We start from the raw sequence: 26,110 nt of genomic DNA, 5'->3' as shown, positions 1-26,110 counted from the left end.
GCATCGACGGCAACGAGGGGCGCAAGGAGGAGCGCGGCGAGGGGTGGGAACTGGCAACCGATTCATGGGGCGTGCTGCGCGCCAATCGCGGCATGGTAATCAGCACCGAAACGCGCGCGGGTGCAGCGGCCCCCGTCAAGGACATTGGCGAGACGGTGCAACGGCTTACGGCAGCCCATGAGTTACAGGAAAGTCTACTTGAGCAAGCGCAGCACCACGAAGCCCAGCAGCCAGGAACTGATCAATCTGAAATAGCGAATGCGTTGAGGGATCAAAATGACACCATCCGTGGTGGACTGGAGACCGACGACAATTTGTTCCCGGAGCTTTCAGAGCCGCAACTTGTACTGTCGAGTGCTGCCAGTACTGCACTGACTGCGGGAAAAAGCACGCATATTGCCAGTAATGAGCATCTGGCATTGACCACGGGTTTCAGTGTCGGAATTGCAACTGGCATGTCATTTCTCGCTTCGATACGGGAACGGTTTAGCGTATTTGTTCAGCGTATGGGTATCACAATGGTCGCGGCGGCTGGAAAAGTCTCACTGGAAGCGAAAACCGATGGCATGAGTCTGCTTGCTCAGAAGGTTGTTGAGATCATTAGCGAACAAGGTTCAATCAATATCACGACTCCCAATGAAATTACATTAAATGCGGGTGGGACTCAACTTACGCTGAACTCCAATGGTGCATTTGTCCATACGGAAGGGCAATGTCTGATCCATTGCGCAGCCTTTGATATACCTGCCCCAGAAGCCAAACCTCTCAATATCGCTTGCAAGCCTCATAACGAACAATTTACCTTCGTAAATAAAGAGACGGGCAAGCCATTGTCAAATGTCAAATACAAAATTGTGAAGGAGTCCGGTGAGATTATTGATGGCATTACAGACGCTGCGGGAAAGACCATGCGGGTAGCCACAAGCGGCACGGAAAAATTGATCGTTCATCTGGTCCACTGAGGTTGATTCATGAGTGATATCCAATCGCCACCTGCCAACCCTGCGTCGAACGGAGCGTCAGCCGTTTCTCCGAACATGACATCTTCAACTGCTGTCGGCGCCGGTGTCTCGAATCCGCATCCTATGTCCAATGTGACTGTACGTGTGGCCGATGCCGTGTTGCGTTGGGAGGTTCAAAACAATCTGCATGGTGACGTTTTACCGATAATTCCGTCTACATCCGCCGTCCTGCACGGAAATATACTTTATCAATTAAAGATAAAGATAACCGTTGCGCAAACGTCGGATGGAACACCGGTTTCAGGAAAGGCTGTATTAATTAGGAGCAACCGTGCCGGCGATGTTGTCAGACTAAGCTCGTCGTCAACGGCTCCTGATGGCACGATCATGGTCACACTTGAAAGCAGAACTCCTGGCGATCTTCGGCTGTCTGTCGAAAATCCGGACATTTCTGCGCTGCCACTTTCAATCGCTTTAAAAAACGCGTGGTACGAAGGAACATTTTTGATCACTGGATATAACGTCTGCAACGAATCGGATTTCGGTGGCCAGATGACCAACGGGAACGGGTTGGGCGACCAGCACAGATATGATTTTCTTTTCAGTGCATCCGGTGTCGTCATGCAAGGTACCGGAATGGCTTTAAACGGACGTTATGTGCGATTTGTCAGCATGACTACCACATGGCACCTGAACAGTCATGGCCACCGTGACCATATTCAAGATCCAGCACAAGTCGCCTTTGCATACACGAATACAGTTCAAGGTTCGTTTGGGGCAGTGACAGAAAACCATTCGATAGCGGTTGATAAGACCGTAATTCCTCCACGCTCGCACGTCAATATTGATGGCGTCGGTGATCGATACGCGGATGACCGTGGTAGCGCCATCGTCGGTCGTCATATCGATAATTTTTTAGGCGCTGGTGCTAGTGTCGTGCAAGCGTGGTTGCATGGCGGCGTTAACGGAACTCAACGTCGCGTTAAATATATAAAGGACTAGGTGATGAAGACGTCAAAATTATCTTGGGCAATATTCCTGTCGTTGACTTCATATGGGTCAAGTTGCTTCGCAGATGGTACGGTTGATTTTGAACAGCAGGTTCTGCCGCTGATTAACCAACGTCCCTTCTTTGCGCAATTTTTGACTCAGACATTTGTGTTTGAAAAAGATGCGGTTGGGACAACGGTCGGGGCCAACGTAAGTCAAAAGTTGGAATTGACGAGAGTCGGACCATACCGTGTATGTGCAAGGCTTCGCAGTTCGCCTAGTAGCGATTCCTGCTCTGTCCAGGTCGTGATAGACACCGATACGCACTTCTTCGACAAGAACGGAAGGGAAATTGACGGGCCGCAGGGAGCGCAATCTGTTAAAGAGGGTTTCTATGCAATTGAAGTGAACCCGCCGCCGAACCAATCGCAGGTGAGTACCTCGGAGTCCACGGATCGAGGTGATAAGGATGATTGACCTTATCCGACTCGGAGACACCACCGACCACGGCGGCAAAGTCGTCACCGCCTCCCAAACCATGCGTTATGCCGGGCGGCGCGTGGCCCGCAAGGGCGATCTCATAGAGTGCCCGCTGCACCCCCACGTCCAGCCCAATATGATCCTCGAAGGCGACACGCGAATCACCGATTGCGGTACGCCCGTTGCGCGGCAGGGCCATCAGGCCACTTGCGGCTGCAGTCTGATTTCCAGTCTGGTGTGAGTGGTCGTGAGTACGCGGAAAAAAGCGAGTCTGTGAGTGAAGGCTGGAGACGAATACTTGAATCGACCCCGGTCATTTGTCAAATTTCGACATAACGATGTTGAGTGGCATTGATGTGTGATCGAATAGACCTGCTGGTCCGCTAACAGGGGCAGGCGTGAGCAGGCGGGGGTTTTCCCCCTTTGACCGCCTGCTGGCCTGAATGCTAGTGGACCAGCGCCTTCCAGATGCTTCGTTTTCCTGAACTATCGGAAAGACAGCAGGTGATCCATGCGGCGATTGCCATCCCTGATCGCGTTGCGCTTTTTTGAAGAGACGGCACGTCACCTGAGTTTTAACCGGGCCGCAGCGGCGCTAATGAAGCCCGCCACGAAGCGCGACTTCGGGTGGTGATACAACTCGAGCGGCGCGCCGGTCTGCGCGATGCTGCCGAAGCGCTCCGCGCCCGCGCCGGCATGCAGCAGTACGATCCGGTCGGCGAGCGTCATGGCTTCGACTTGATCGTGGGTCACGTAGACCACGCTCGCGCTGGCGAAACGCTGGTGCAGACGGGCAATTTCGACCCGTGTCTGGCCACGCAACGCGGCGTCGAGATTCGACAGCGGTTCGTCGAACAGAAACACGCCGGGCTCGCGCACGATCGCGCGGCCGATCGCGACACGCTGCCGCTGCCCGCCCGAAAGCGCTTTCGGATAGCGCTCCATATAATCGTCCAGTTGCAGAATGCGCGCGGCATCACGCACTTTGGTGTTAATCACGTCGACCTGCTCGCGATCGGCGCGGCGCAGGCCCTGATCACGCTGGGCCGCGCGGTGCCCAACGACGTTTCGGTGATCGGCATTACCGACATTCAACTCGCCCATCAGGTGCACCCTGCCTTGACAACGGTCGCGATTCAGACCGCGGCGATCGCGGAGTTGTCGATCGAAAGTCTGATCCGGCTGATCCAGACCCCGCACCAGCAGCCGTCGATGGTGCTCGCGCCGCCGCCCACTTTAGTGGTGCGCGCCTCGACCGGCCCGCGACGGCTGAAATGAATTTGCAGGGTAATCAGCAGAAAATGCTGTCATCGCCGCAAAAAAACGGCGTGCAAGCCGCCGGCGCCTCGATTGGCAATTTCATCGATTGCGGCGCAGGCGTAGCATCGATCCATCAATCGACGCGCGTACGCGGCCGCGAGCCTCGCTACGTCAAGGGCAACCTGAAGGAGCAACCGAATGTCTCTCGCATTGACACGCAATGAACTGATCCGCCCGCAGAACCTGATCGACGGAACATGGACCGGCGCCGCCGACGGCGCCCGCTTCGCCGTCACCAACCCGGCCACCGGCGAGACGATCGTCGAAGTCGCGGACAGCGGCGCCGCGGACGCGCGCGCCGCCACCGACGCCGCAGCCCGCGCGTTCCCCGCATGGCGCGACAAGCTGCCGCGCGAGCGCGCCGAGATTCTGCGCCGCTGGCACGCGCTGATCGTCGCCAATACCGACGACCTCGCGAAGCTGATGTCGATGGAACAGGGCAAGCCGCTCGCGGAGGCCCGCGGCGAAGTCGCTTACGGTGCGTCGTATGTGGCCTGGTTCGCGGACGAAGCGACCCGCATCTACGGCGATCTGATTCCGCAGCAGCAGCGCGGCAAGCGCATGAGCGCGGTGAAGGAACCGGTCGGTGTGATCGCGGCGATTACGCCGTGGAATTTCCCGTTGGCGATGATCGCCCGCAAGATCGCGCCCGCGCTCGCGGCCGGCTGCACCGTGGTCGCCAAGCCCGCCGAAGACACGCCGCTCACGGCGCTCGCCCTCGCCGCGCTCGCGCAGGAAGCCGGTCTGCCGAACGGCGTGCTGAACATGCTGTCGGCGTCGCGTGAACAGGGCATTGCCGCGGTTGCCGATTGGCTCGCCGACGCGCGCGTGCGCAAGATCACGTTCACCGGTTCGACGCCGGTCGGCAAGCATCTCGCGCGTGAATCGGCGGCCACGCTGAAGAAGCTCTCGCTGGAATTGGGCGGCAACGCGCCCTTCATCGTTTTCGACGACGCCGATCTCGACGCCGCGGTCGTCGGCCTGATGGCGGCGAAGTTCCGCAATGGCGGCCAAACCTGTGTGTGTCCGAACCGCGTGTATGTGCAAGCCGGCGTCTATGAGCGCTTCGCCGAGTTGCTCGCGCGGCGCGTCGCCGCCTTGAAGGTTGCGCCTGCAACGGACCCGGACGCGCAGATCGGCCCGATGATCAACGAACGCGCGATCGACAAGATTGCCCGTCACGTGGAAGATGCCGTCAAACACGGCGCGAAAATCCTGGTGGGCGGCAAGCGCCTGACGGAACTCGGCCCCAACTACTACGCGCCGACCGTGCTGACGGACGCGCGGGACGACATGCTCGTCTGCTGCGAAGAAACCTTCGGCCCGGTCGCGCCGCTATTCCGTTTCGACGACGAAGCCGAAGCGATCCACCTCGCCAACGACACGCCGTTCGGTCTCGCCGCTTACTTCTATACGCAGGACGTGCGGCGCATCAATCGTGTGGCCGCGCAGCTCGAAGCGGGCGTGATCGGCATCAATGAAGGCGCGGTGTCGAGCGAAGCGGCGCCGTTTGGTGGCGTGAAGGAATCGGGCTATGGGCGCGAAGGGTCGAAATATGGACTCGACGATTACATGTCGATCAAGTACATGTGCCAGGGCGGGCTTGATTGACGGGCCGCAATCCCGCTAGTGCCTGAATGCCAGAACGCTCTGCCGCCGAACGCCATCGCTTCTCAGTTGTGAGAGACGGTGCGCCGAGGCGGCAGTTCTCATTTGCCCGCGATAAATCCAACACGACGCCAGACCAAACGCGTCGATTGACGTCCACAGTAATCAAAGGCCAGCGTATCGAAGTCGGTCAGTTGCATTCAGCTTCCCCTCCGTTGTCCGCAGGCTAAGACCACAGTGCACAGGCACGGCCTGCACTTCGTCAAATCTCAGTTCCCCGCACCAAAACCCGTTCCCCTCTCGGGAGAACGCAAACACGCCCCCCCGCCGCAACGGCCCTCGCGCGAAATTGCGTAACCGTCATGCACACGATTCATGACGGCCATTTTTGGCCTGAATTTGACCGCGTTTTTTCCCGGTCCTATCGTTCGACCATGCCTGCCGGGCTCGTCTCGCCGCTCCTGCCAAACATCATGGCGAGAACGCGCGATCCTCCACATCGTGACCTTCCACCTGCCATGACCCGCCATGAATTCTGAAGCGACAGCCGCTCTGACACCCCTGACCGCAACCCGCCCCACCAGCAAGGTTCGTCGCGCAGTGACGACCGCCGTGCTCGGGCAGGTCCTCGAATGGTATGACTTTTTTCTCTACGGCACCGCTGCCGCGCTCGTGTTCGGCAAGCTGTTCTTTCCCGTCAGCAGCGATCCGTTGACGGGCACCATCGCGGCATTCGGCGGCTTTACCGTGGGCTTCATCGCGCGGCCCATCGGCGGCGTGTTGTGCGGCCATATCGGCGACCGCTACGGCCGCAAGACGGTCATGATGCTGACGCTGCTCGTCATGGGCACGGCCACCGTCTGCATGGGTCTTCTGCCGACCTATCAGCAGATCGGCCTCGCCGCGCCCGTCATGCTGGTGCTGTTGCGCATACTGCAAGGCCTCGCCGCCGGCGGCGAATGGAGCGGCAGCATCCTGCTGATTCACGAAAGCGCCCCCGCCTCCCGGCGCGGTGGGCTCGCGGCCTGGAGTCCGTGCGGCGCGGCGTTCGGCTTCGTGCTGTCCACCGCCGCGTTTCTGCTGGTGCAAACGCTCTCGCCCGCCGACTTCCACAGCTGGGGCTGGCGTGTGCCGTTCCTCTGCAGCGCCGTGCTGGTCGCGCTCGGTCTGTGGATGCGCCGCTCCGTCGACGAAAGCGCGGAGTTCGCCGAAGTCAAGGCGACGCGCCGCGATACCCGCATGCCGATCGTCGAGGTGCTGCGCCAATGTCCGCGCCAGGTGCTGACGGTGTTCGGCCTGCGTTTCGGCGAAGGCGCGGCGTCGTACATCTTCTTCGCGTTCTCGATTGCGTATGGTCAGTTCATCGGCCTGAAATCGAGCTGGGTGCTAGGCGGCCTGACCGTGTCGATGCTGCTGATGATTCCCGTGTCCTTGTTCATGGGCCGTCTCACCGACCGCGTCGGCCGCAAGCCGGTCTATCTCGCCGGCGCCGTGGCGATGGTGCTGGTCGCTTACCCGTATTTCACGTTGCTGGGCTCGGGCGTGCTGTGGAAAGTCATCACCGCGCTCGTGCTCGCCAACAGCATCACGCTCGGCATTCTGGAAGGCGCGCAGCCCGCTTTCATCAGCGAGTTACTGCCCGTTCATCTGCGCTTCTCGGGACTCGGCATCGGCCGCGAAATTTCATCGGTACTCGGCGGCGGACTTTCGCCGATGGTGGCGACCGCGCTGCTCGCGCATTACCGCAGCGCCGCGCCAGTGGCGATTTATCTCGTCGTGCTCGGTTTGATCACAGTGGCCGCCACCTGTTTCGCACCGGAGACCTTTCCGAAGGCGCTGCGGCTTCAGGCGAAAGCCCGAGAGCACATCGAGCACGAAAGCGCTTAAGGCCTTCGACGCCACTTCGTCCGAACTCATTCACTCCCATTCTCAAGCCGTCATCATGCAAAGCCTTCAGATGAGCAGTCTTTCGACCTACGCCTACGAACCTCGCGCCACCGATCACGCGGATCCGTATCCCGACTACGCAGGCCCGCTCACACTCGACGCATTGATCGGCGAGATCGAGCGCCGCCGCGACGAGTTCGATCAACTCTCCCACGTTCCGCGCGACATGATTGCGAAGATGAAGCGCGCCGGCATCTTTCGCGCAAGCACGCCGCAGCGCTTTGGCGGTGATGCGCTGCCGCCGGCGCAATTCCTGCGGATGCTCGAACGCATCGCGATCGCCGATGGTTCCGCCGCCTGGGTCGCCGCGTTCGGCTCGGCGAATACTTATCTCGCCGCCTTGCCGATCGAAACACAGCAGCAGATTTATGCCACCGGCCCCGACCAGGTTTTCTCGGGCGGCCTCTATCCGCTGCAACCGGCCACCAAAGCGCCGGGCGGCTTCGTGGTCAGCGGGCAGTGGCGCTTCGCGAGCGGCTGCAAGGGTGCGGACTGGATCGGCGTCGGAATTGGGGGCACGCCCGCCAATTCCGGCGATGCGGGCGCGGGCAAGCCGTTCACCGCCGTGTTCCCCGCGCATGAAGTCGAGATCGTCGAGAACTGGAACGTGGTCGGCATGCAGGGAACCGGCAGCCACGATTTGCGGCTGCGCGAGAAATTCGTCGATACGCAATGGACCTTCGTGCGCGGCGGCGCGGCGCTGATCGACGAGCCGCTCTACCGCTACCCCGCCGTCGCCTACCAGGCGCAGGTGCACGCCGCCGTCAACATCGGCCTCGCGCGCGCGGCGCTCGATCTGCTGACGGGTATGTCCGGCTCGACCAAAACCACCACCGGCGCGCCGCGCCTCGCCGATCGCGGCTATTACCGCTCGGGCCTCGCGAAAGCGGAGGCCAACTGGCGCAGCGCCCGCGCGTTCTTCTACGAATCCGCCGAGGCCGCGTGGCAAACGCTTATCGACGGCGATCCCGTCTCGCAAGAACAGGCCAATCTGTTGCGCCTCAGCGCGACGCACGCCGCGCAGGTCGGCGCGGAAGTGGTGATGCAGGCTTATCAGATGGCGGGCATCGCCGCGATCTATCGCGAGAACCGGTTGCAGCGTCTCGTGCGGGATTCGATCGTGGTGACGCAGCATGCGTTTCTGGGCGAAGGCACGTATGACGCATCCGGCGCGTTGTTCGCCGGCGTGCCGCCCGTCACGCCTTATCCGTGACGCGGCGCGGCACGCCCTGCCTCATGCCATGCAAAAGGAAAAGATCGTGACAATCGAAGACACCAGAAAGCGTTTCCGCGATGCGATGGCGTGCCTGCCGGCCGCCGTCAACATCATCACCACGGACGGACCCGGCGGCCGCTGCGGCATTACTGCAAGCGCGGTGTGCTCGGTGACGGACGCGCCGCCGACCATGCTCGTCTGTATCAATCAGGCCAGCTATGTGCACGACGTACTGCATCGCAACCGCAGCGTGTGCATCAACGTGCTTGCCGCCGAGTGCCAGGAACTCGCGCGTGATTTCGCCGGCATGACAGCGTGCTCGATGGACGAGCGCTTCGGACGCCACGCATGGACGGACGGCCCGTCGTCGGCGCCGGTCCTCGCGGATGCGATCGCCAGTCTCGAAGGCGAGATCGTCGACATCAAGACGGTCGGTTCGCACTCGGTCATGTTCGCGCAGATCGGCCACATTGCGCTGCGCTCGGATGGCGACGGGCTCATCTATTTCGGCCGGCAGTTTCATCGGCTGACACGTCCGCAAGCGGCGGCGCCGTCGGTGGCCGCCCAAGGCGCGAGGTGAACGTGGAAGTCTGCTTCTTTCTCGTTGGCCACGGCACGCCTGCGCGTGAACCGCGGTTCGAACTAACACCGCGAGACGTAGAGGGATTACGCCGTTTAGTAATCCACGTGCCCGCGGAAGCGGACGACTGCGATCCTTTGTCGAAGTCCGACACTTCCGCGCGCCCTCGCTGCGTGCTGCAATGGTATTTCGACGACCTCGAACTGCTTGAACAAGCGCTGCAACCTAAGGGCGCGATACACGACGTCGTCAACGAATCTTCGAGCACGGCTCTCATCTTCACGCAGCAAGCGATGGCGGTCAGGCGGCTCGCCACACCGGACCCAGTCGACCTCGGCACTCACACCGAACGCAGCACCTACCTCGTCAGCTACGAAGGCGAAGCACAGGACTTCAACGCGTGGCTCTCGCATTACCTCGCCCATCATCCACCGCTGATGGCGCAATTGCCCGGCATTCGCGAGCTCGAAATCTACACGCGGCTCGATTACCGCTCGGGTCTCGGCATCGAACGCGCTACGGCCATGCAACGCAATAAAGTGGTCTTCGACGATCCCGCGTCGCTAGCGGCTGCGCTGGCGTCGCCGATTCGCACCAGCATGAAACAGGACTTCAACGCCTTTCCGCCCTACAGCGGCGCGACGCTGCATTTCCCTATGCGTAGCATTTACGGTAATCTGAAACCCAAATAAATGCCCGCCCTCGCCGCGATCCGAACGTCATGACCAAGTCGCACCCCGGCATTACGGATTTGAACCTGCTGCGCGTGTTTCTGGCCATCTCCGATCTGCGCAGCCTGACCGCCGCGGGGGAGCGTCTCGGACTCACGCAACCGGCGGTCAGCCACGCCTTGCGCCGGCTGCGCGTTTTATTCGACGACCCTCTGTTCGTTCGCACGCCCACCGGCATGGTTCCCACCGACGCCGCCCTGCGCCTGCACGCGCCGTTGACTCAAGCGTTCGGCATCATCAACAACGCGGTCCAGCAAATCGCCAAGTTCGATCCCGCCACGGCGCAGCGCGTCTTTCGCGTGTCCATGTCGGACATGTCGGAGTTCTATTTCCTACCGCCGCTTCTTTCGATGCTCGACCGCAGCGCGCGCGGGATTCGCCTGGAGATTGCAAACGTCTCCGTCGATTCAGTGAGTTCGGCCATGCGCAGCGGCAAGATCGATCTGGCGCTCGGCTATGTGCCCGGTCTCGATCCGGGTTGCGTGAGCAAGACGCTGTTCGTCGACGAACATGTTTGCGTGGTGCGGGCCGGTCATCCGCTGCGCAAACAGAAGCCGACCAAGGAGGACCTCGCGAGCCTGCGATACGTGTATGCCAGCACCAACGCGACCGGCCACCGGATGGTGGAACAGTGGCTGGAAGAACTGAATCTGCGCCGGGATATCGTGCTGCGTCTGCCGCATTTCGTGGTGGCGCCGGAGATCGTTCAGCATACCGACCTCGCCGTGATTTTTCCGCGGAGTATCGCGCAGCGCTTCAACCGCAACAAAGCATTTCGCATCCTGCCCTTGCCGTTCGCGCTGCCGCCCATCGAAATTCAGGTCCACTCGCACTCGCAATTTTCAGCGGATCCGGGCATTGCCTGGCTGCTCGACGAGATTTACGACATGTTCCATCAACCGCCGATTAGCGCAAAGACGCGAGCGCCGGCTGAATCGTAAGGCCGCAAATCGGTGTTCACACCAGGGCGGCGGCCGTTCTATCCGACGCAACGGAAGATGCCTCGGCGCCGGCAAACGGCTATCCTCCCGCTACAGGAGACCAGGAAAACCGATATGAACATCAGAGCCTTGCAGTGCTTCGTGATTCTCGCGGAGGAGCTCAATTTCAGCCGCGCCGCCGAGCGTCTGCATATCGCGCAGCCCGCGCTGAGCCAGCAGATCCGTTCACTCGAAGAACGGCTCGGCACGCAACTGGTCGATCGCGCAAGACGTCCGCTGAGTCTGACCGAGGCCGGCCATTATTTGTGCAGCGAGGCACGTCAGATACTCGGTTCGCTGGAACAGGTGACGCTCGTCGCGCAGGAAATCGGCGTCGGCCGGCGCGGCTGGCTGAGCGTCGGTTTCACCCGTTCATCGATGTACAGCGTTTTGCCGCCCGCGCTCAAGGCATTTCACAAGGCGTATCCGCAAGTCGAACTCAAGCTCTTCGAGATGCTCACCGAAGAACAGACCGATGCGCTGCGCGATATGCGCATTCACATCGGCATCGGCCGGCAGCCGCTGACGGTTGAGGGGTGCACGTCGTATCCGCTGCTGCGCGAGCCCGTCGTGGCCGCGCTCGAACCCAGCCATCCGCTTGCAGCGCACAAGAAGGTGAGCATCGCCGATCTCGCCGATACGCCGCTGATTCTCTATCCGAAGCATCAGAACGCCCAGTTCAAACGCTCGGTCCAATCGCTCTATCGCGATGCGGGCATCACCCCGCTCGTCGCGCACGAGGCTTATGAAATCCAGACCGCGATTGCCCTCGTTGCGGCAGGCCTCGGCGTGACGTTCATCGGCGAATCGGTGGCACGGCACGGGCGCACCGACGTCGTCTACCGTCACCTTACGGGACCGGGCTCGTCGTACCGCTCCACACTTGCGGCCACCTTTCGCACCGACGATGCTTCGCCTCATTTGCGGGCATTTCTGGATTGCCTTCCCGCGCCGCTCACGGACGCACACTATAAGCAAAAAATTATAGAAGCATAAGCAACCGGTCTTGGACTCCCTGTCCGCGCGTTCTTATCATAGACCTCACACATGATTAGAACGCAGCCACGGCTACGGCCGTCGCCGCAAGGTAGGAGACAGGATGACCGCGATCAACGAAGCTGTAACCATGCGAAAAGTTTACGGGCGCCTCATGCCCCTGCTCTTCGCGATGATGTTCTTCAACTATCTCGACCGGATCAATATCGGTTTCGCCGCGTTGGACATGAACAAACAGCTCGGCTTCAGTCCGGCCGTGTTCGGTTTCGCGGGCAGCATCTTCTTCGTCGGCTACATGGTGCTGGAGGTGCCGAGCAACCTGTTGCTGCATCGTGTCGGCGCACGCCGCTGGATCGCCCGCATTCTTCTGACGTGGGGCGCGGTCGCCGCGGCCACGGCCTTCGTGTTCAACGACTCGAGCTTCTACGTGCTGCGCTTTTTGCTCGGCGTGATGGAAGCCGGTTTTCTGCCGGGCGTCGCGGTCTATCTGACGAAATGGTTTCCCGTGCGTTACCGTGCGCGCGCGGTTGGCGGCTACATCATCGCCGGTTCGTTTTCGGCGGTGCTGGGCGGTCCGATCTCCACCGCGCTGATGACCTACGCGAACGGCATTCTCGGTTTGCAGGGCTGGCAGTGGATGTTCATCCTCGAAGGCGTGCCGGCCATGCTGCTCGGCCTGTTGACGCTGCGCATCATGACCGAACGTCCCGCCGACGCCGACTGGCTCTCCGATGACGAAAAGCGCTGGCTCGAATCGACGCTTGCCGCCGAGCGCGAGGCCGTAGGCGGCAACACGCATTTTCCGCTGCTGCGCGTGGCGGGCGACATCCGCGTATGGAGCCTGGCGTGCCTGTTCGGGTGCGCGCTGGTCGGCATTTACGGCCTCTTCCTCTGGCTGCCGCAGATCGTCAAGAGTCTCGGCCATCTGAGCAATCTCGAAGTCGGCTTTCTGTCGGCCGCGCCGCCCTTGCTCGGCGTATTGGGCACCTTCCTGATCAGCCGCAGTTCCGACCGCACCGGCGATCGCAAGAAGCACCTCGCATTCGTGTACGGCATGAGCGCGCTGGCGATTGCCGGCAGCGCGTACGCACCGAACCCGATGATCGCTTATGCGCTGCTGTGTGTGACCGGCTTGTTCATCTATGCGGGCAACCCGCTGTTCTGGAGCCTTGCGTCGTCGTTCAGAACCGGCGCGGCGGGCGCCGCGACGATCGCGCTGATCAACACCATCGCGCAATTCGGCGGCCTGGTCGGTCCGTGGAGCATCGGCCTCGTGCGCAATGCGACCGGCAATTTCAAGCTGGCCTTGCTGACGATCGCGGCCTTTCTGATTGTCGCGACGATCATCGCGCTGGTCATGCGGGTCACGCCAGCCGAGGACGAAGCGAACTCGCTCGCCACCGGCGACGCCGCCCCGCGCGCCTGAGAAGCGAAGCGGCCAAACAAACTGATTGAAAAAACAGCGGACTGAATCTGCGCGCGCGCCACGTGCACGCGCAAGGACAACTCACAGGATTTGCACACCATGATCATCGATTGTCACGGTCACTACACGACCTCACCGCGCCAGCACGAAGCCTGGCGCGCGCAGCAGATCGCCGCGCTGAAGGACGGCGGCACGCCGCCACCGCGGCCCGTCATAACCGACGACGAGATTCGCGAGAGCATCGAGAGCGGCCAGTTGCGAATTCAGCGCGAACGCGGGACCGACCTCACGATTTTCTCGCCGCGCGCGGCCGGCATGGGCCATCACCTCGCCACCGCGGAAGCCAACGCGCTCTGGTCAAGCGAATGCAACGACCTCGTGCATCGCGTGTGCGAACTGTTTCCGCGCAACTTCGTCGGCGTGTGTCAGTTGCCGCAGGCGCCCGGCGTGGCACCCGCGAACTGCATCGCGGAATTGCGGCGCTGTGTCGAGGAGCTCGGTTTTATCGGCTGCAATCTGAATCCGGATCCGTCCGGCGGACACTGGTCCGGCTTGCCGCTCACGGACCGCTCCTGGTATCCGCTCTATGAAGCGATGGTGGAGCTCGACGTGCCGGCGATGATCCACGTCTCGTCGTCGTGCAATCCGAATTTCCATGCGACGGGCGCGCATTACATCAACGGCGACACGTCGGCGTTCATGCAGTTGCTGCAGGGCGATCTGTTTGCGGACTTTCCCACGCTGCGCTTCATCATCCCTCATGGCGGCGGCGCGGTGCCGTATCACTGGGGACGCTATCGCGGACTCGCGCAGGACATGAAGCGTCCGCTGCTCAGTGAATACCTGCTGAAGAACGTGTTCTTCGACACCTGCGTGTATCACCAGCCCGGCGCCGAACTGCTCGCCAAGGTCATTCCGGTCGACAACATCCTGTTCGCGTCGGAAACCATCGGCGCGGTACAGGGCATCGATCCGGAGACCGGCCACTATTACGACGACACGCGCCGCTATATCGACGCCATCGAATGGCTCAGCGACGCGGACCGCCAGCGTATCTACGAAGACAACGCGCGCGCCGTATATGCGCGGCTCTCGCGTCAACTCGATCGACAACTCGCAGCACAAGGAACTCAAGGGGCAACGGTATGAATCCAATCGGATGGCGCGAATACGAATCCGCACCGCAGGCCGGCCAGGCGACACTCGAAGCATTGCGTGAACTGGCCGTCTCGCTGCTGAGCGACAACATGGCGCGCGCGAGCGGCATGGTGGGCTTGCGGCCTTATCATCAGCCGCGCCCGATGGCCGGCACCGCCGTCACGGTCCACACGCGGCCGGGCGACAACCTCGCGATTCATCGCGCGTTCGACTTTTGCCGGCCCGGCGACGTGCTGGTAATCGACGGCGCGGGCGACCTCACACAGGCGCTGATGGGCGAGATCATGGCGAGCTTCGCGGAAAGTCTCGGCGTGCAGGGCCTCGTGATCGACGGCGCGATCCGTGACGTCGGCGCGCTGCGTCAGCGCGAATTTCCGGTCTATGCGCGTGGTGTGACGCATCGCGGGCCGTACAAGAACGGACCGGGCGAAATCAACGTACCAGTCACGGTCGGCGGCACGGTGGTGCATCCAGGAGATATCATTGTCGGCGACGAAGACGGTTTGCTCGCGATCGCGCCCGCCGACGTGGCAGCGGTGATCGAAGGCGCGCGCCGCCAGCACGCGAAAGAAGCGGCGGCGTTGCAGTCGATTGCCGACGGCAAGTTCGACCGCTCGTGGGTCGTTCCGCAACGGGAACGGATGATGAACAACTGATCGTGGACTTCATGGCGCGATATCTGAACGCTGCAACACTCCTCGAACTCGCGCGCGCTGCGCAGACGCGCGCCACCGCGCCCTGCACGTGCACGAAAACACCGCTGGACGGCTGGCAATCGCAACCTTTGTCGCTCGACGAAACGCAGTTCGAGGAAATCGGCACGTTGTTGCCGGAGGACGATCCGGAGCCGACGTTCAGCGAGTATCTGCCGGGCAAGACGACATACTGGGCGGCGGATGCGCCTATCGCGCCGCGGTACTTTCCGTATAACCGCTGCGCCGTGTGGCAATGCTCACTGTGCGGACGGCTTTATCTGCGTTACGTGGAAGGCGGCGGCTATTTCGTCGACCGCAGGATTCGCGCGGTGCAGGCGGAGTTGATCGAGGATGTGCCTTTGCCGGTGTGAAGGCCGGCGAAACGCGTGCCGCCTAATGCCCCGGCTTCAACGCCGCATACACCCCTGGCGTGATCCCATACGCCCGCTTGAACAGCCGGTTGAGATGGCTTTGATCGTAGAACCCCACAGCCGCCGCAGCCGTCGCCGCACTCTGGCCCGAGGCAAGCATGCGCTTCGCCGCCAGCAACCTCACCTGCGTCGCGTAGGCGTGCGGCGGCAGCCCGAACTCCTTGCAGAACGCCCGCGTGAGGTAATAGCGGCTCAGCCCCACCAGTTCCGCCAGCTCATCGACCGAGATATCGCGCTCGTAATTCGCGGCGACGTACTCGCGCACCTGCTCCATCTTGCGCAATTCGCGCCGGGGTTCGACCGCCTCCTCACCCGAGCGTCCATAGCGGCCGACCAGCATCCCCATCGCAGCCCACCAGTTCGCCTGACGCTCCATCAGCGAGACGGCGCCCTGTTCGTCCAGGCTCGCATGCGCCTTCACCAGCAAGCCGGCGAGGTGCGGATCCTGATACAGCCCCGGCGGGATCAATAGCGGTTTGTCGGCGCGCGCGTCGGGAGAGAAGACCGCGCTGAGCGCGCCGAGCCCTTCCATGTCGAGATAGATCGCGCGATAAATCCATTCGCGGCCTGCCCAGACCTCGCCGCTATGGTATTCGCCCGGCCCGAAGACCAGCACGCTGCCGGGTCCGGCAACCTCGCTGCCCGCGCGCGTATGACATTGGCCCGCGCCGGTCTCCGTCATGACGATGACGAGTTCGTCGTGCAGATGCCGGTCGAACTTGTGATTGCCGTAACGGGCGCTGGCGAGACACGCGCCGTCGAGCGCGCCGTCGCGCCAGCAGACCACTTCCGGCTCGCTTTTATCCGATGTCTCCATAGCTCGCGCCCCCATGCCCTTCAAACCAGTTCGATTCTGACCCGGCGATTACGACGGCCCTTGTTTTCGATCTTCGCGATGCGGATGGGCCGCGACTGCGCGGTGTTGGTCAGATGAGTGCCGCCGCACGCCTGCCGGTCCAGATCGCCGATCTCGACGATGCGCACCGTTCCGTCCGGCGTCGGCGGCGGCGCCACCGAGAGGCTGCGGATCAGACCGTGCGTCGCTTTCGCTTCGTCAGCGCCGACATAGTAGGCGCGCACGTCCATCGCGTTGCGGATCACCTCGTTGACGGGTTCTTCCAGCAGGCGCAGCGCGTCGTTATCCGCGTCGGGCAGATCGAAGTCCATGCGCGCGGTGCCGTCGGCATTGATCTGCGCACCGGTCACGAGCGCGCCAGCAAAGCGCTGATACACCAGCGCGTTGAGAATATGCGTGCCGGTATGGAGTTGGGCGACCGTGGCGCGCCGCGCCGCGTCGATGGCCACGTGCACGTTGCCGGCCAGTTCGAGCGGTTCGTCGAGCAGATGCCAGAGTACGTCGCCTTCCGCCGCGACGCCGGTGATGCGCACCGCGCCGTGCGCGTGCGTCAGCGTGGCCGCGTCCGACACCTGGCCGCCGCCGCCCGGATGCAGGGCGGAACGGCCCAGCACGACCGCGCCGGGCCGCGCGGCGATCACGGCCGTTTCAAAGTCCAGCAGGTCCGGCTGCTCATGGCAAAGATAATGCGGCACCTTGATGTCCTCGCAGGAATTGACTGAGTATGCCTAGCATACCCAGTCCCGTGGGAGGCCGTCTTGGTTAAAAATGCCCTGCGGGGGCGGATCGCCGCGAGTTGGCTTTCGATCGGGCCCCTGCTCCACTGCTTGAAGGAGACTTGAACTGTCAGCTGATGTCCCCGAGGCGCCCCGCGAAAACACCGATGACCTCTCTCAGGTCCTCCGCCGGCAAATTTCGCACCAATACCAGGATCGTGCCCGAGAACACCTTTCCCTTCCAGAACTTGAACATGAGCGATGCAAGAGCGGTTAGCGAAACACCGGTCGCGGCGAACAGCGCCGTAATAGCCGATACGTTGTTGCGATTGACAAAGACGAGCAGGCAGCCGCCCAGAAACAGGATCGCGGTCATGGCAATGCACAGCTGGAAGTACTTGTCGCTGCGTGACTGGACGAGTGCCAGGTCCGCGACAAGGCGTTCCTGAGCAACGCGGCGCTCCTGTCTCAGATCGTCTTCGGCGGCAGGATTGACTGGAGCGCCCGGTACGGCGACGGGGTTTTCACCGAAGTGCGCGCCGCCGAGAAAGCGATCCAGCAGTCTTCCTATTTCTCTCATGATCCACCTCTGATTGGATGAGCGTACGGATCTTGAAGACAGCCTCCTCGAAAGATCCTGGGCGCTTTGACAGTAATTTCATGACATGCTGATAGATCAACATACGCGGGAGCGGATAGGTCAGCAGTTCGTTGCATGCCACATAACACCCCGGTGCTTTCTGCTTGACGCGCATGGCCATCAGCACGCAGGTGCAAACGGTGAGATCCAGCAGTCTGTCGAAGGTGCTCGGAATGAGGTCGACAATGGACTCGATTGTTTGCAGGCCGTCGGCAAACTCGATCGAAGCGCCTCCTCTGAACAGTCGGGGCGCGCACGATTCGAGATGCAAGCGCCGCTCATGCCAGAGAGTCTGCAACTCGCTACGACGTCCGGGCGGCACAGGACTCGAATCCGTCACCGGCGCATCGACTCCTCGCTTGAAAAGCGCGCGGTTCAATTCTGCCAATGGTTCGGCACCGCACGCCGGCGAGCCCGCCAACTCTTCCACGGCGCAATGAAGTGCATGCTGCGGGTCAGCCAGCGCCGCGCGCAGCGCCTGCGCATCGCACAGATCAGTCGAGCGAAAGATTGCGCTGCGCCAGTGAGAAAAGATGGTAACGACTTCATAGCGGTCCAACAGCGCCACCACGTCCGTCAACTGCGCCTCGCGCCGCACCTTCACGCCCATGCGCTCGACGCTTTTGAACTGCGTTTCGAGGCGTCCCGCCGCGTCGCTCCAGCGCCGCCATGCCGCATCCGGATCGCGCGTGCGCACCACGCCGGCAATCATGTTCTCGTGGATGAAGCTCCCCTCTTCTGCGGCAAGAAAGCGCTGAACGAAATGATCACGCGTCAGCGCCACGCCGACCGCGATCGCGCAATCACTAGGCGAGACGCTCGTTTTCATCGGGTACGTCCAGACGGGAACGATCGACCATGTAGAAATCCTTGCTCTCCTTGTCGATGACATGAATCGAACTATCGTCGAGCGGGCCGTAGACGTGATACAGGTCGTGCCTCAACGTCCTCGACGCCGCAAAGATTCCAGGAGTCTGGATACCTTTGAGCATGGCGCTGATCGCCTCGACATGCACCTTGGCAGCGTCGGCCAGAGTTTTGAAATAGAGCCGTATTCTGATCAGCAGGGACGCGCCGCTATCGACCGCGGGCACTGTCACTTCGATGTCGACCGCCACCTGCTCGCCAACCGTGACGGGTTCCGAGATGCGCACCGATTCCGCCGCCTTTGTCCAGTCGTAGCGAGTCTCAAGTACGGCCTGGATCGCATGCGGCTCCATCGTGCCGTCACGCGTCGCAATCAGCCGGAAATCCGTGGCTTCAGGATCCTGAAGCTTTGTCGAATGCAGAAGCGAACGTGTTGAACGTTCGTCCATGTCGCGGAAATGGAGGTGCAAGGAGCCATCCGGGTGCTCTGAGGCGAGCGTGCGCAACGCGTCCACCACGGCGGGCTGATTGCGTGCTTGAATAAACAGTCCATTCGGACCGTGTACGGCAAAATTCAGATTTTTATCGCGAGAGACGATAAGCGGAATAGCCGCTCCACTGTCTTTTTGCGTCGTCGCGAACGCCGAGATAAACGCGCTGTCCGGATTGCCGGCAGGTTCGGGCGCAAAGCTCCAACCTCCACCAGACCCACCCGGAGGAAGATGGCCGCCTCCCATTCCGCGGCCCCCGCCCTGCGCCGCGTCGGCCGTCAGATGCAGCGTGTCGTTCAGACTGCGGGTGTCCTGCGCAGCCTGTTTGAACGCACTTTCGACATCCCGCTCGATCAGGCTGGGATCCCTGCTCCCCGCGTCCCGGCCGACAATGCGTTCGACCGCCGGCAGACCATCGCGGTCTGCTTCGTTGTACAGGGCGACGACGCGTCCATTTTCCTCGACGAATTTCACCGTGCCACGTGCAACGGTGGAATCGGTTTGATACTCCAGAATAGCCGCGGAAAGGTTGTGCCCTCCTGTGATATTGCTGCCCAGCCTCTGGGCGGACGACAACACGATGGACGGCGTACGGATCCATTGATTTGACGGGCGTTCATCCCAAGCGTGAATGTAGATCCGGGCGGCATCCGCTCTCGCGCGACTGTCGAGCGTGAGAGCAATGGCCTCAGAGGTCTTTACCGACAACTCGATCATTTTTTGCGTCTGCTCGTCGTCTTTTCCCACCGCTGCACGAAATGTGCTCGGATCTGCGATGATGTCCACCAGCGCATCCTTCTGCGCATCAGTGGCCGTTTGCAGGTAAGTGCGTAACGCGCTCTGTGCCGCGCTCATTCTGGCGAATTCGTTTCTGCTGTCCTCATCCATCGAGTCGTTGGCGTAGGCGGCAAAATCTATGGCAAGAAACCAACGAATCAGGCCGTCAGTCTGCTCGTGCAACTGATTGGCGCCGGGTTTTTGCGGCTCGGATTCCGCTTTCGCGTGAATATCGTAATGGACGAATAGCTGATAAAGCGCCGCATATTGGACGACTCTCGCAAGGTTCGCGTCTCCCAGCGTGCTGAACCAGTCGTACGCGACATCTTCGGCGTTGCGCATGTTGGAATCGTCGCGGGCAAGATAATCGATCGGCAGTGCGCCTGTTCTATGCAAGGCATACACGTCGAAATCGCCGCGTTGGGTGGCGTAGCCTGCCCCTTTCGTATTCCAGTTGAATGTGACGCTGCTCTTATGGACGGCATCCTGCAGCAAGGGCGTGGCGGACGAAAACGAAGTCGGGCTGGCGTATCTGAAGTTGACATATTGGACCCCGCCGCCCATTGACCACGACTTGAGCATCTGATCCGTGACATTCAAAAGGCTTCCGTACTCGGTGTCGATCAACTGGTCACTGAGATAGATAGGCGCCCAATCAAGCTTGCGTTTCTGATCGACTCGGCCGGCCCAGGCGAACTTTCTTTCGTAACTCTGCGCGAGCTCGTTCCTGTCGGCCGACGCGACCAGCATGATCGTCTCGACCCGCAAGGGTGGCAGCGCGTCGACCCGGTTGAGCCGCTCCCTGCCGATGATCGCCACGTAGTTACCGAACCCCGCGCCGCCTAGCACCATGTCGCTATCGAGCGCAAACTGCCGTGCCTGCGCCTTCGACTTCGCCAGGTCCTGATCCTTGGCAAGACACCAGACGATGAAACCGCGCTCGGCCGAGGCATAGACGCCGACCGCACCGCGATCCAACACCTGTTGCAACGTAACGGGTGGTCCACCCTCCAGCGACTGAAGACGAACGACACCGGCGGACGGCGGAGTTCCTGCGTCCGGGATCAGGCCCACGACGATCGACCCGCAAACGACCATCCATACAGCGGTGAGAACAAAGCGGCGCCGACGCACGAGTCGGTAACCGAGTGCGGCGCCGAGCAGTACGGTCAGCACGATACCCGCGACGCCTTTCAGGGTCCACGCCTCGGCCTCGCGTTCGCGGTTGTCGCCGATCAGCCAGTTCCAGATCTGATTCGAGCTCAGGCTGACGTCGATGCCGCTCAGACGGGAGTTGGGCGGCGTTTCCGCAATAGGCAGCGCATAGGCTTTGTAAGACGTCCCGTATAACCGGGACGACAGCGCCGCAACGAGTGAATCGACATCGGGCTGGGACACAGGAGGAAGGTCGACCACGACATCGGTCAATTGCCCGTTGTATCCGATCCGGGACGTTTTGATCATGAGCCGGCTCATGAGCGGCGATACGTCCTTGATGTCATCGACCGTCACGTCGGGCGGCGGCTCCGAGACAACCATCGTTCGATGTCCCTGGGCATCGGCGGCGGACAATGCGATCGTCTGCATATTGAGCGGATAAACCGCCCGGAAGCGGGCCCAGTCCGATGCCGCCTTTTGTGCGTCCGCCCATGCAACAGACGCGGATGCCAGAGACAGCAGGAGAGAAGTGAGAAGGAGCGCGAAGAAGGTCCCGTAAGGACGCACTCTTTTAAGAACATTCCTGCGAGAAACAAACACGCGAGACACGCCGGCCGACAGGTACGATTGCATCTTGGAGCACATCATGCCCTCCAGATTTACGAGTACTGATGCAGTGGCTCCCCATGCCGCGAACAGGACGCTTACCTGGCGTCATGTCTGGAATTTTATTTTTGACGAGCAGCCCGGGCATGCAACGACTGGAACCTGTCGGTTTCGCCGTCGATATGGATGAAGGGAGGGTAGCCTTCGAATCGTGTGCCGTCGTACTGTGGCTTTCGCTGCGCGAGGCGCCGCGTTTTGCGAGGCGTTGCTGCGTCCGACGGAGCCAAAGCCATCACCGTGCACGAAGAACGAGCGAGAAAAGACTTTTTTCAAAGCAACGAATCCGCGCCGAAAGCACGCTGCAAGCGGCCGGATCATTGCGGAGCTCAGGAAATCCAGTATCCTGAACGTCCTGCTGAACGTACCCGACAGATCCGGCTCTTCTCCATGAATCTATCTTTTGAAGTCCTGCAGGTGCTCGATGCAATCGATCGAACCGGCACGTTTGCGAGCGCTGCCGAAACGCTTCACAAGGTGCCGTCCTCGTTGAGTTATCTGGTTCAGAAACTCGAACTCGATCTCGGCGTCAAGCTGTTCGACCGCACCGGCCGGCGCGCCACGCTGACGCACGCGGGGCGTGTGGTCGTCGAGGAAGGCCGCCGTCTGCTGGAAGCGGCCGAAGCGCTCGAATTGAAGGCGAAGCGCATCGAGCACGGCTGGGAGTCCGAACTGCACATCGCCGTCGACGAGATCATTCCGTTCGACCTGCTCTGGCATCACGTCAGCGAGTTCTACAAGCTCAAGCTGGACACGAAGCTGCATCTGTCGAAAGAAGTGCTGGGCGGCTCGTGGGACGCGCTGCTCACTCGTCGCGCGGATTTGATCGTCGGCGCGGCCGGCGATCCGCCGCCCATTCCCAATCTGATCGCGAAGCCGATCGGCTCGCTGCGGCATGTGTTCGTGGTGGCGCCGGATCATCCGCTGGCGTCGATACCCGGACCGCTCACGCTGGACATCGTCGCGCGCCATCGCGCGGTCGCCATCGGCGATACGTCGCGCAAACTCGCGCCGCGCACGATCGCGCTCGCCGTCAATCAGGAAGTGCTCACGGTGCCGACGCTCGAAGCCAAACTTGCCGCACAGATCAGGGGCCTGGCAGCGGGCACGATTCCGGAATGCCTCGCCGTCGATGCGCTGAGCCAGGGCGAACTGGTGCAAAAGGAAGTGATCGGCATGCGCGACGTCACGCATTTCTATCTGGCGTGGCGCGACAACGAATGCGGCAAGGCGCTGCAATGGTGGGTCGAGCAGTTGGACCGGCCGGACCTGATCGACGACGTGGTGCAACAGCGGATGCTGCACGGTTGAGGTTGAACTACTAGCAGGCTTCGCTGATTTCGTCCGGCGGCGGTGTGTCGAACGAAGCCGCGGCCGCATCCGCACTCAGATCCATCCGGGTCTCCACGTTGGCGCAAGCACCGATCTTCGCGCACGCTTTAGCCGCGACGCGCAGCAGTTCCTGAGCGGCTTTGAAGTCGTCCCAATCGCGGCCCTCCGTGATTTGCGCGCTGGCGGACTTCACCAGTTGCACCGCCTCAACGCTTCGGCCTTGCGCATGCCAAAGCCGCCCGAGGCTGGTCGCTACCCGCAGTTGCAACGAGCGGCAACCCTGCTCCAACGATTCCTCCAGTGCAGCGGTGAGACTCGCCTGTGCCTGCGTCGCCGCATCGCCGAATGGTGACTGGCCGGCGTACTCCATCAGCAGCAATTCGGCGTGCACGCGTCTGAGTTCGGCGGCATACCACTGGTCGCCGGTCTCGTCGCCCCGCGCGAGCGCATCGACCACGGCGGCGATGCCCTCCTCCCGTTGTCCCGCACGACCGAGCGCAAGGCCGTATTGCGCGGCGAGCATGGCGCGCGGCGCGGCGCAATCGAGCGCGTCGAGATCGTCCAACGCGGCGCGAAAGCTCTGCACACGCTGCGCACTGGTGTCGTCCAGCGAGTGCAGGTATTCGTCGAAGCAGCGGCAGCACGCATGCGACACGCGCAGCCCGACGCGCGCCGACACGTCCCGCAACAACGCGATGGCCTGGGCCGCCCGCTTTCGCTGGCCCGCCAGCAGCGCCAGCGGAATTTCCGCCTCGACCAGCACGTAGCACGTGACGATCGCCTGTTTCTGCCGGCATGCTTCGGCAACACATGCCTCGGCGACCCTGAGCGCCTGATCGCGCGCGCCCTGCAAGCCGAGCAGGCGGGCAAACGTCGCGCGGCCGACCGCGCCCTGATCGATCGATTGCCCGAGCGGCAGCCGATGTTGCAGGCGGCCGGTGTGCTGCAAGAACTGATCGAGCGAGGCGCGCGCCGCCTGCTGATCGCCCGCGTAGTGCGAGGCAATGCCGAGCAGGCGATGAGCGAGGATCCCGTTGGCCGTATCGCCCGTCTGCGCGGCGAGCGACGCGAAGCGCTGCGCGAACGCCAGCGCATTGCGCGCCGCACCGGCCGACTGGTTCGCGTTCCACATGCCCCACAACGCACGCGCTTCGAAGGTCTGATCGCCTGACGCGATCGCGAGCGCCAGCACCTCGGCCCAGATGCCGAGCGTTTCCCGGTTCGGTCCGTTGACGTAGACGAGCGCGGCGCCCAGCGTGGCCAGCAGTTGCATGCGCACGCGCAAATGGCGCGGCGAGCGCGAACCCTGATGCATCGCGTCCACGGCGTCGAGAGTGCGCGTTGCCCAGACGCAGCATTCGTCCACCAGCGAGAGTTCATAAAGCACCGACACGAACTTCACCGCCAGCGTTTCGCCCAGCGCGGCGTCACCTTTGGGTGATAACGCCCAGGCCAGCGCGGCTCGCAAATCGTCGAGTTGCTCGCGTATGCGGTGATGCCAGCGGTCCGGATCGACGCCCGCGGCGCTCGTATCACGGGCTTCATGCGCGTCGCTCGATGAATCGCGTTCGAGCAGGTCTGCAAAATAGCGCGCGTGCTTGAGCGTGACGAGGCGTCGCTCGCCGTTGTCGTCGAGCTTTTGCATCGCGTAGGCACGCGTGGTTTCCAGCAGCCGGTAGCTTGCCTTGCCGCGCTCCGCGTGCATCACCACCAGCGATTTTTCGACGAGTCCGGATAGCGCAGCGATCACGTCGGATTCACGCAACCCGGCGTCACTCACCATGGCGATCGCCGAGTCGATCGTGAAGCTGTTCACGAAGACACCGAGCCGGCGCAACGTCGCGCGCTCCGCGTCGTCGAGCAAGGCGTGACTCCAGTCGAGCGTCGCCTTCAAGGTCTGGTGGCGCGGTAGCGCAGTGCGATTGCCGCCCGTCAGCATGTTGAAGCGATCGTCGAGATGATCGGCGAGCGTCTCGATGCCGAGTATCGCGGCGCGCGCCGCCGCCAGTTCGATTGCCAACGGAATGCCGTCCAGGCGGCGGCACACGGTGCCGGTCAGATGAATGCTTCGATCATCGGACGAAAAGCGCGCGTCGATCGCGCGGGCGCGTGACAGGAACAACTGGACGGCGCTGCGTTGCAAAACATGCTGGCTCTCATCGTCGCGAGCGGGCACATCGAGGGAGGCCACCCAGTACAGATGCTCGTCCACGACACGCAGCGGCTCGCGGCTGGTCGCGAGAATCCGGATGGCCGGACTCACGTTCAATAGCGCTTCGGCCAGTTCGGCGGCAGGGCCGAGCACATGCTCGCAGTTGTCCAGCACGAACAGCACACGCCGTTCGCCGAGTTCCTTGCTGACGCGCGCCAGCGTAAGCGGGCCGCTCGCCGCACTCACGCCGACGCTATTGGCGAACATGGCAAGCACGCTATTCGCGTCCACGGTGGACGCAAGCGGCACCAGATAGACCCCTTCCGGAAAGTGCGTCAGCGAGCTGCGCGCGATCTCGATGGCCAAACGGGTCTTGCCGATCCCGCCGGGACCGACGAGCGTGACGTGGCGGGTCGAAGCGAGCGCCTGCGCAACGTCGCTGATCGCCTGATCCCGGCCGATCAGCGCCGAGCTATTGGCAGGCAGATTGTTGGGAACGTTGCGAACAGATGGGATTGGCCCGGCGGTCTCGAGTGCGTAGTCGCGAACGGTGTTGCCCCGCTGTTCCGCGGACGCCTCTCTCGATACCAGCCGGTAGCCTCTTCCCGACACGGTCTGTATCAGGTTGCGGCTCTCGCCCAGCACCTTGCGCAAGGCGGACATATGCACCTGAAGATTGTTCTCTTCAACGATGGTGTCCGGCCATACCTGCTCCAGCATGGCGCTCTTCGACACCAGCGCGCCGTTCGCGGCGATCAGCACGGCGAGTATGTCGAAGGCACGGCTGCCGATGCGCACAGGCTGTCCGTCGAGAAACAGCTCTCGGCTGGCGAGGTCCACCTGAAGCGGGCCAATGCGGGTCATTGCCTGAGTATCCAAGACACAGCGGGATGAGGAACCACTGAGGACTGACTGCTCAGCGTGGTGTCCCCGAAGTC

General features: G+C 62.0%; 23 protein-coding genes and 2 pseudogenes. 18 read left to right on the top strand and 7 right to left on the bottom strand.

The window, feature by feature from the left end; all coding sequences use genetic code 11:
- From PQR32_RS19170 to PQR32_RS19150, 5 genes and pseudogenes are all read left to right on the top strand, one after another.
- The coding region (locus tag PQR32_RS19170; RefSeq protein ID WP_408230074.1) for a DUF2345 domain-containing protein at positions 1 to 962 on the top strand (962 nt) is incomplete at its 5' end.
- Positions 963 to 971: 9 nt separating this feature from the next.
- Positions 972 to 1,964 (top strand): 3D domain-containing protein, encoded by a 993-nt coding sequence (locus tag PQR32_RS19165; protein ID WP_408230071.1) that lies wholly within the window; start codon positions 972 to 974, stop codon positions 1,962 to 1,964.
- A gap of 3 nt (positions 1,965 to 1,967) precedes the next feature.
- Positions 1,968 to 2,429 carry a hypothetical protein gene (locus PQR32_RS19160; RefSeq protein ID WP_408230069.1) on the top strand — a complete coding sequence of 154 codons (462 nt, stop codon included), beginning with the start codon at positions 1,968 to 1,970 and terminating at the stop codon, positions 2,427 to 2,429.
- Positions 2,422 to 2,673, top strand: a complete 252-nt coding sequence (locus PQR32_RS19155; protein ID WP_408230067.1) for a PAAR domain-containing protein — start codon at positions 2,422 to 2,424, stop codon at positions 2,671 to 2,673. Before PQR32_RS19160 ends, PQR32_RS19155 begins: the two co-directional genes overlap by 8 nt.
- A 270-nt stretch (positions 2,674 to 2,943) precedes the next feature.
- A pseudogene (locus tag PQR32_RS19150) lies at positions 2,944 to 3,030 on the top strand (LysR family transcriptional regulator); the annotation flags it as partial.
- Here PQR32_RS19150 and PQR32_RS19145 read toward each other — a convergent pair.
- Positions 3,024 to 3,431, bottom strand: a pseudogene (locus PQR32_RS19145) (ABC transporter ATP-binding protein); the annotation flags it as partial. The pseudogenes PQR32_RS19150 and PQR32_RS19145 sit on opposite strands and share 7 nt — an antisense overlap.
- A 54-nt stretch (positions 3,432 to 3,485) precedes the next feature.
- On the opposite strand from PQR32_RS19145, the gene PQR32_RS19140 reads away from it, so the two are divergent.
- The 12 genes from PQR32_RS19140 to PQR32_RS19085 all read left to right on the top strand — a co-directional run bounded on the left by PQR32_RS19140 (position 3,486) and on the right by PQR32_RS19085 (position 15,460).
- Positions 3,486 to 3,710, top strand: coding sequence for a substrate-binding domain-containing protein (locus tag PQR32_RS19140; RefSeq protein ID WP_408230107.1), 225 nt, complete (start codon positions 3,486 to 3,488; stop codon positions 3,708 to 3,710).
- Positions 3,711 to 3,890: 180 nt separating this feature from the next.
- Complete coding sequence (locus tag PQR32_RS19135; protein WP_408230064.1) at positions 3,891 to 5,363, top strand: NAD-dependent succinate-semialdehyde dehydrogenase; 1,473 nt, start codon at positions 3,891 to 3,893, stop codon at positions 5,361 to 5,363.
- Between the two features lie 525 nt (positions 5,364 to 5,888).
- On the top strand, positions 5,889 to 7,247 hold the full coding sequence (locus tag PQR32_RS19130) for an MFS transporter (protein WP_408230061.1): 1,359 nt from the start codon (positions 5,889 to 5,891) through the stop codon (positions 7,245 to 7,247).
- A 55-nt stretch (positions 7,248 to 7,302) separates the two neighbouring features.
- Positions 7,303 to 8,520 carry an acyl-CoA dehydrogenase family protein gene (locus tag PQR32_RS19125; RefSeq protein ID WP_408230058.1) on the top strand — a complete coding sequence of 406 codons (1,218 nt, stop codon included), beginning with the start codon at positions 7,303 to 7,305 and terminating at the stop codon, positions 8,518 to 8,520.
- A gap of 28 nt (positions 8,521 to 8,548) precedes the next feature.
- Complete coding sequence (gene hpaC, locus PQR32_RS19120; RefSeq protein ID WP_408230055.1) at positions 8,549 to 9,103, top strand: 4-hydroxyphenylacetate 3-monooxygenase, reductase component; 555 nt, start codon at positions 8,549 to 8,551, stop codon at positions 9,101 to 9,103.
- A gap of 2 nt (positions 9,104 to 9,105) precedes the next feature.
- Positions 9,106 to 9,795 carry an EthD family reductase gene (locus tag PQR32_RS19115; protein WP_408230052.1) on the top strand — a complete coding sequence of 230 codons (690 nt, stop codon included), beginning with the start codon at positions 9,106 to 9,108 and terminating at the stop codon, positions 9,793 to 9,795.
- A 29-nt stretch (positions 9,796 to 9,824) separates the two neighbouring features.
- Complete coding sequence (locus tag PQR32_RS19110) at positions 9,825 to 10,775, top strand: LysR family transcriptional regulator (protein ID WP_408230049.1); 951 nt, start codon at positions 9,825 to 9,827, stop codon at positions 10,773 to 10,775.
- A gap of 114 nt (positions 10,776 to 10,889) precedes the next feature.
- Entirely contained in the window at positions 10,890 to 11,810 is a 921-nt protein-coding gene (locus PQR32_RS19105; protein WP_408230046.1) for a LysR family transcriptional regulator, read from the top strand.
- Positions 11,811 to 11,913: 103 nt separating this feature from the next.
- Entirely contained in the window at positions 11,914 to 13,236 is a 1,323-nt protein-coding gene (locus tag PQR32_RS19100) for an MFS transporter (RefSeq protein ID WP_408230043.1), read from the top strand.
- Positions 13,237 to 13,335: 99 nt separating this feature from the next.
- Complete coding sequence (locus PQR32_RS19095; RefSeq protein ID WP_408230040.1) at positions 13,336 to 14,385, top strand: amidohydrolase family protein; 1,050 nt, start codon at positions 13,336 to 13,338, stop codon at positions 14,383 to 14,385.
- Positions 14,382 to 15,050 carry an RraA family protein gene (locus PQR32_RS19090; protein ID WP_408230037.1) on the top strand — a complete coding sequence of 223 codons (669 nt, stop codon included), beginning with the start codon at positions 14,382 to 14,384 and terminating at the stop codon, positions 15,048 to 15,050. The genes PQR32_RS19095 and PQR32_RS19090 overlap by 4 nt, the downstream gene beginning before the upstream one ends.
- A gap of 11 nt (positions 15,051 to 15,061) precedes the next feature.
- Positions 15,062 to 15,460, top strand: a complete 399-nt coding sequence (locus PQR32_RS19085) for a hypothetical protein (protein ID WP_408230104.1) — start codon at positions 15,062 to 15,064, stop codon at positions 15,458 to 15,460.
- A 22-nt stretch (positions 15,461 to 15,482) separates the two neighbouring features.
- Here the strand turns inward: PQR32_RS19085 and PQR32_RS19080 are convergent, their stop codons facing one another.
- The 5 genes from PQR32_RS19080 to PQR32_RS19060 form a co-directional block, all read right to left on the bottom strand.
- Positions 15,483 to 16,337, bottom strand: coding sequence for an AraC family transcriptional regulator (locus PQR32_RS19080; protein ID WP_408230034.1), 855 nt, complete (start codon positions 16,335 to 16,337; stop codon positions 15,483 to 15,485).
- Positions 16,338 to 16,357: 20 nt separating this feature from the next.
- A complete protein-coding gene (locus tag PQR32_RS19075) occupies positions 16,358 to 17,071 on the bottom strand; it encodes an alanyl-tRNA editing protein (RefSeq protein WP_408230031.1) in 714 nt (237 codons plus the stop codon).
- A gap of 151 nt (positions 17,072 to 17,222) precedes the next feature.
- Complete coding sequence (locus tag PQR32_RS19070; RefSeq protein WP_408230029.1) at positions 17,223 to 17,672, bottom strand: hypothetical protein; 450 nt, start codon at positions 17,670 to 17,672, stop codon at positions 17,223 to 17,225.
- Positions 17,617 to 18,561 (bottom strand): hypothetical protein, encoded by a 945-nt coding sequence (locus PQR32_RS19065; RefSeq protein WP_408230026.1) that lies wholly within the window; start codon positions 18,559 to 18,561, stop codon positions 17,617 to 17,619. The genes PQR32_RS19070 and PQR32_RS19065 overlap by 56 nt, the downstream gene beginning before the upstream one ends.
- On the bottom strand, positions 18,539 to 21,658 hold the full coding sequence (locus PQR32_RS19060; protein ID WP_408230023.1) for a hypothetical protein: 3,120 nt from the start codon (positions 21,656 to 21,658) through the stop codon (positions 18,539 to 18,541). Before PQR32_RS19060 ends, PQR32_RS19065 begins: the two co-directional genes overlap by 23 nt.
- A 420-nt stretch (positions 21,659 to 22,078) precedes the next feature.
- Here PQR32_RS19060 and PQR32_RS19055 point away from each other — a divergent pair, with 420 nt between their 5' ends.
- Positions 22,079 to 22,999 (top strand): LysR family transcriptional regulator, encoded by a 921-nt coding sequence (locus PQR32_RS19055; RefSeq protein WP_408230020.1) that lies wholly within the window; start codon positions 22,079 to 22,081, stop codon positions 22,997 to 22,999.
- A 10-nt stretch (positions 23,000 to 23,009) separates the two neighbouring features.
- Here PQR32_RS19055 and PQR32_RS19050 read toward each other — a convergent pair whose 3' ends face one another.
- On the bottom strand, positions 23,010 to 26,036 hold the full coding sequence (locus tag PQR32_RS19050; protein WP_408230017.1) for an ATP-binding protein: 3,027 nt from the start codon (positions 26,034 to 26,036) through the stop codon (positions 23,010 to 23,012).
- Between the last annotated feature and the right edge of the window lie 74 nt (positions 26,037 to 26,110).

This window comes from Paraburkholderia dipogonis (assembly GCF_046027395.1).
In the GTDB taxonomy this organism is placed as follows: domain Bacteria; phylum Pseudomonadota; class Gammaproteobacteria; order Burkholderiales; family Burkholderiaceae; genus Paraburkholderia; species Paraburkholderia dipogonis_A.
This window is presented reverse-complemented; position numbering and strand designations above follow the sequence as displayed.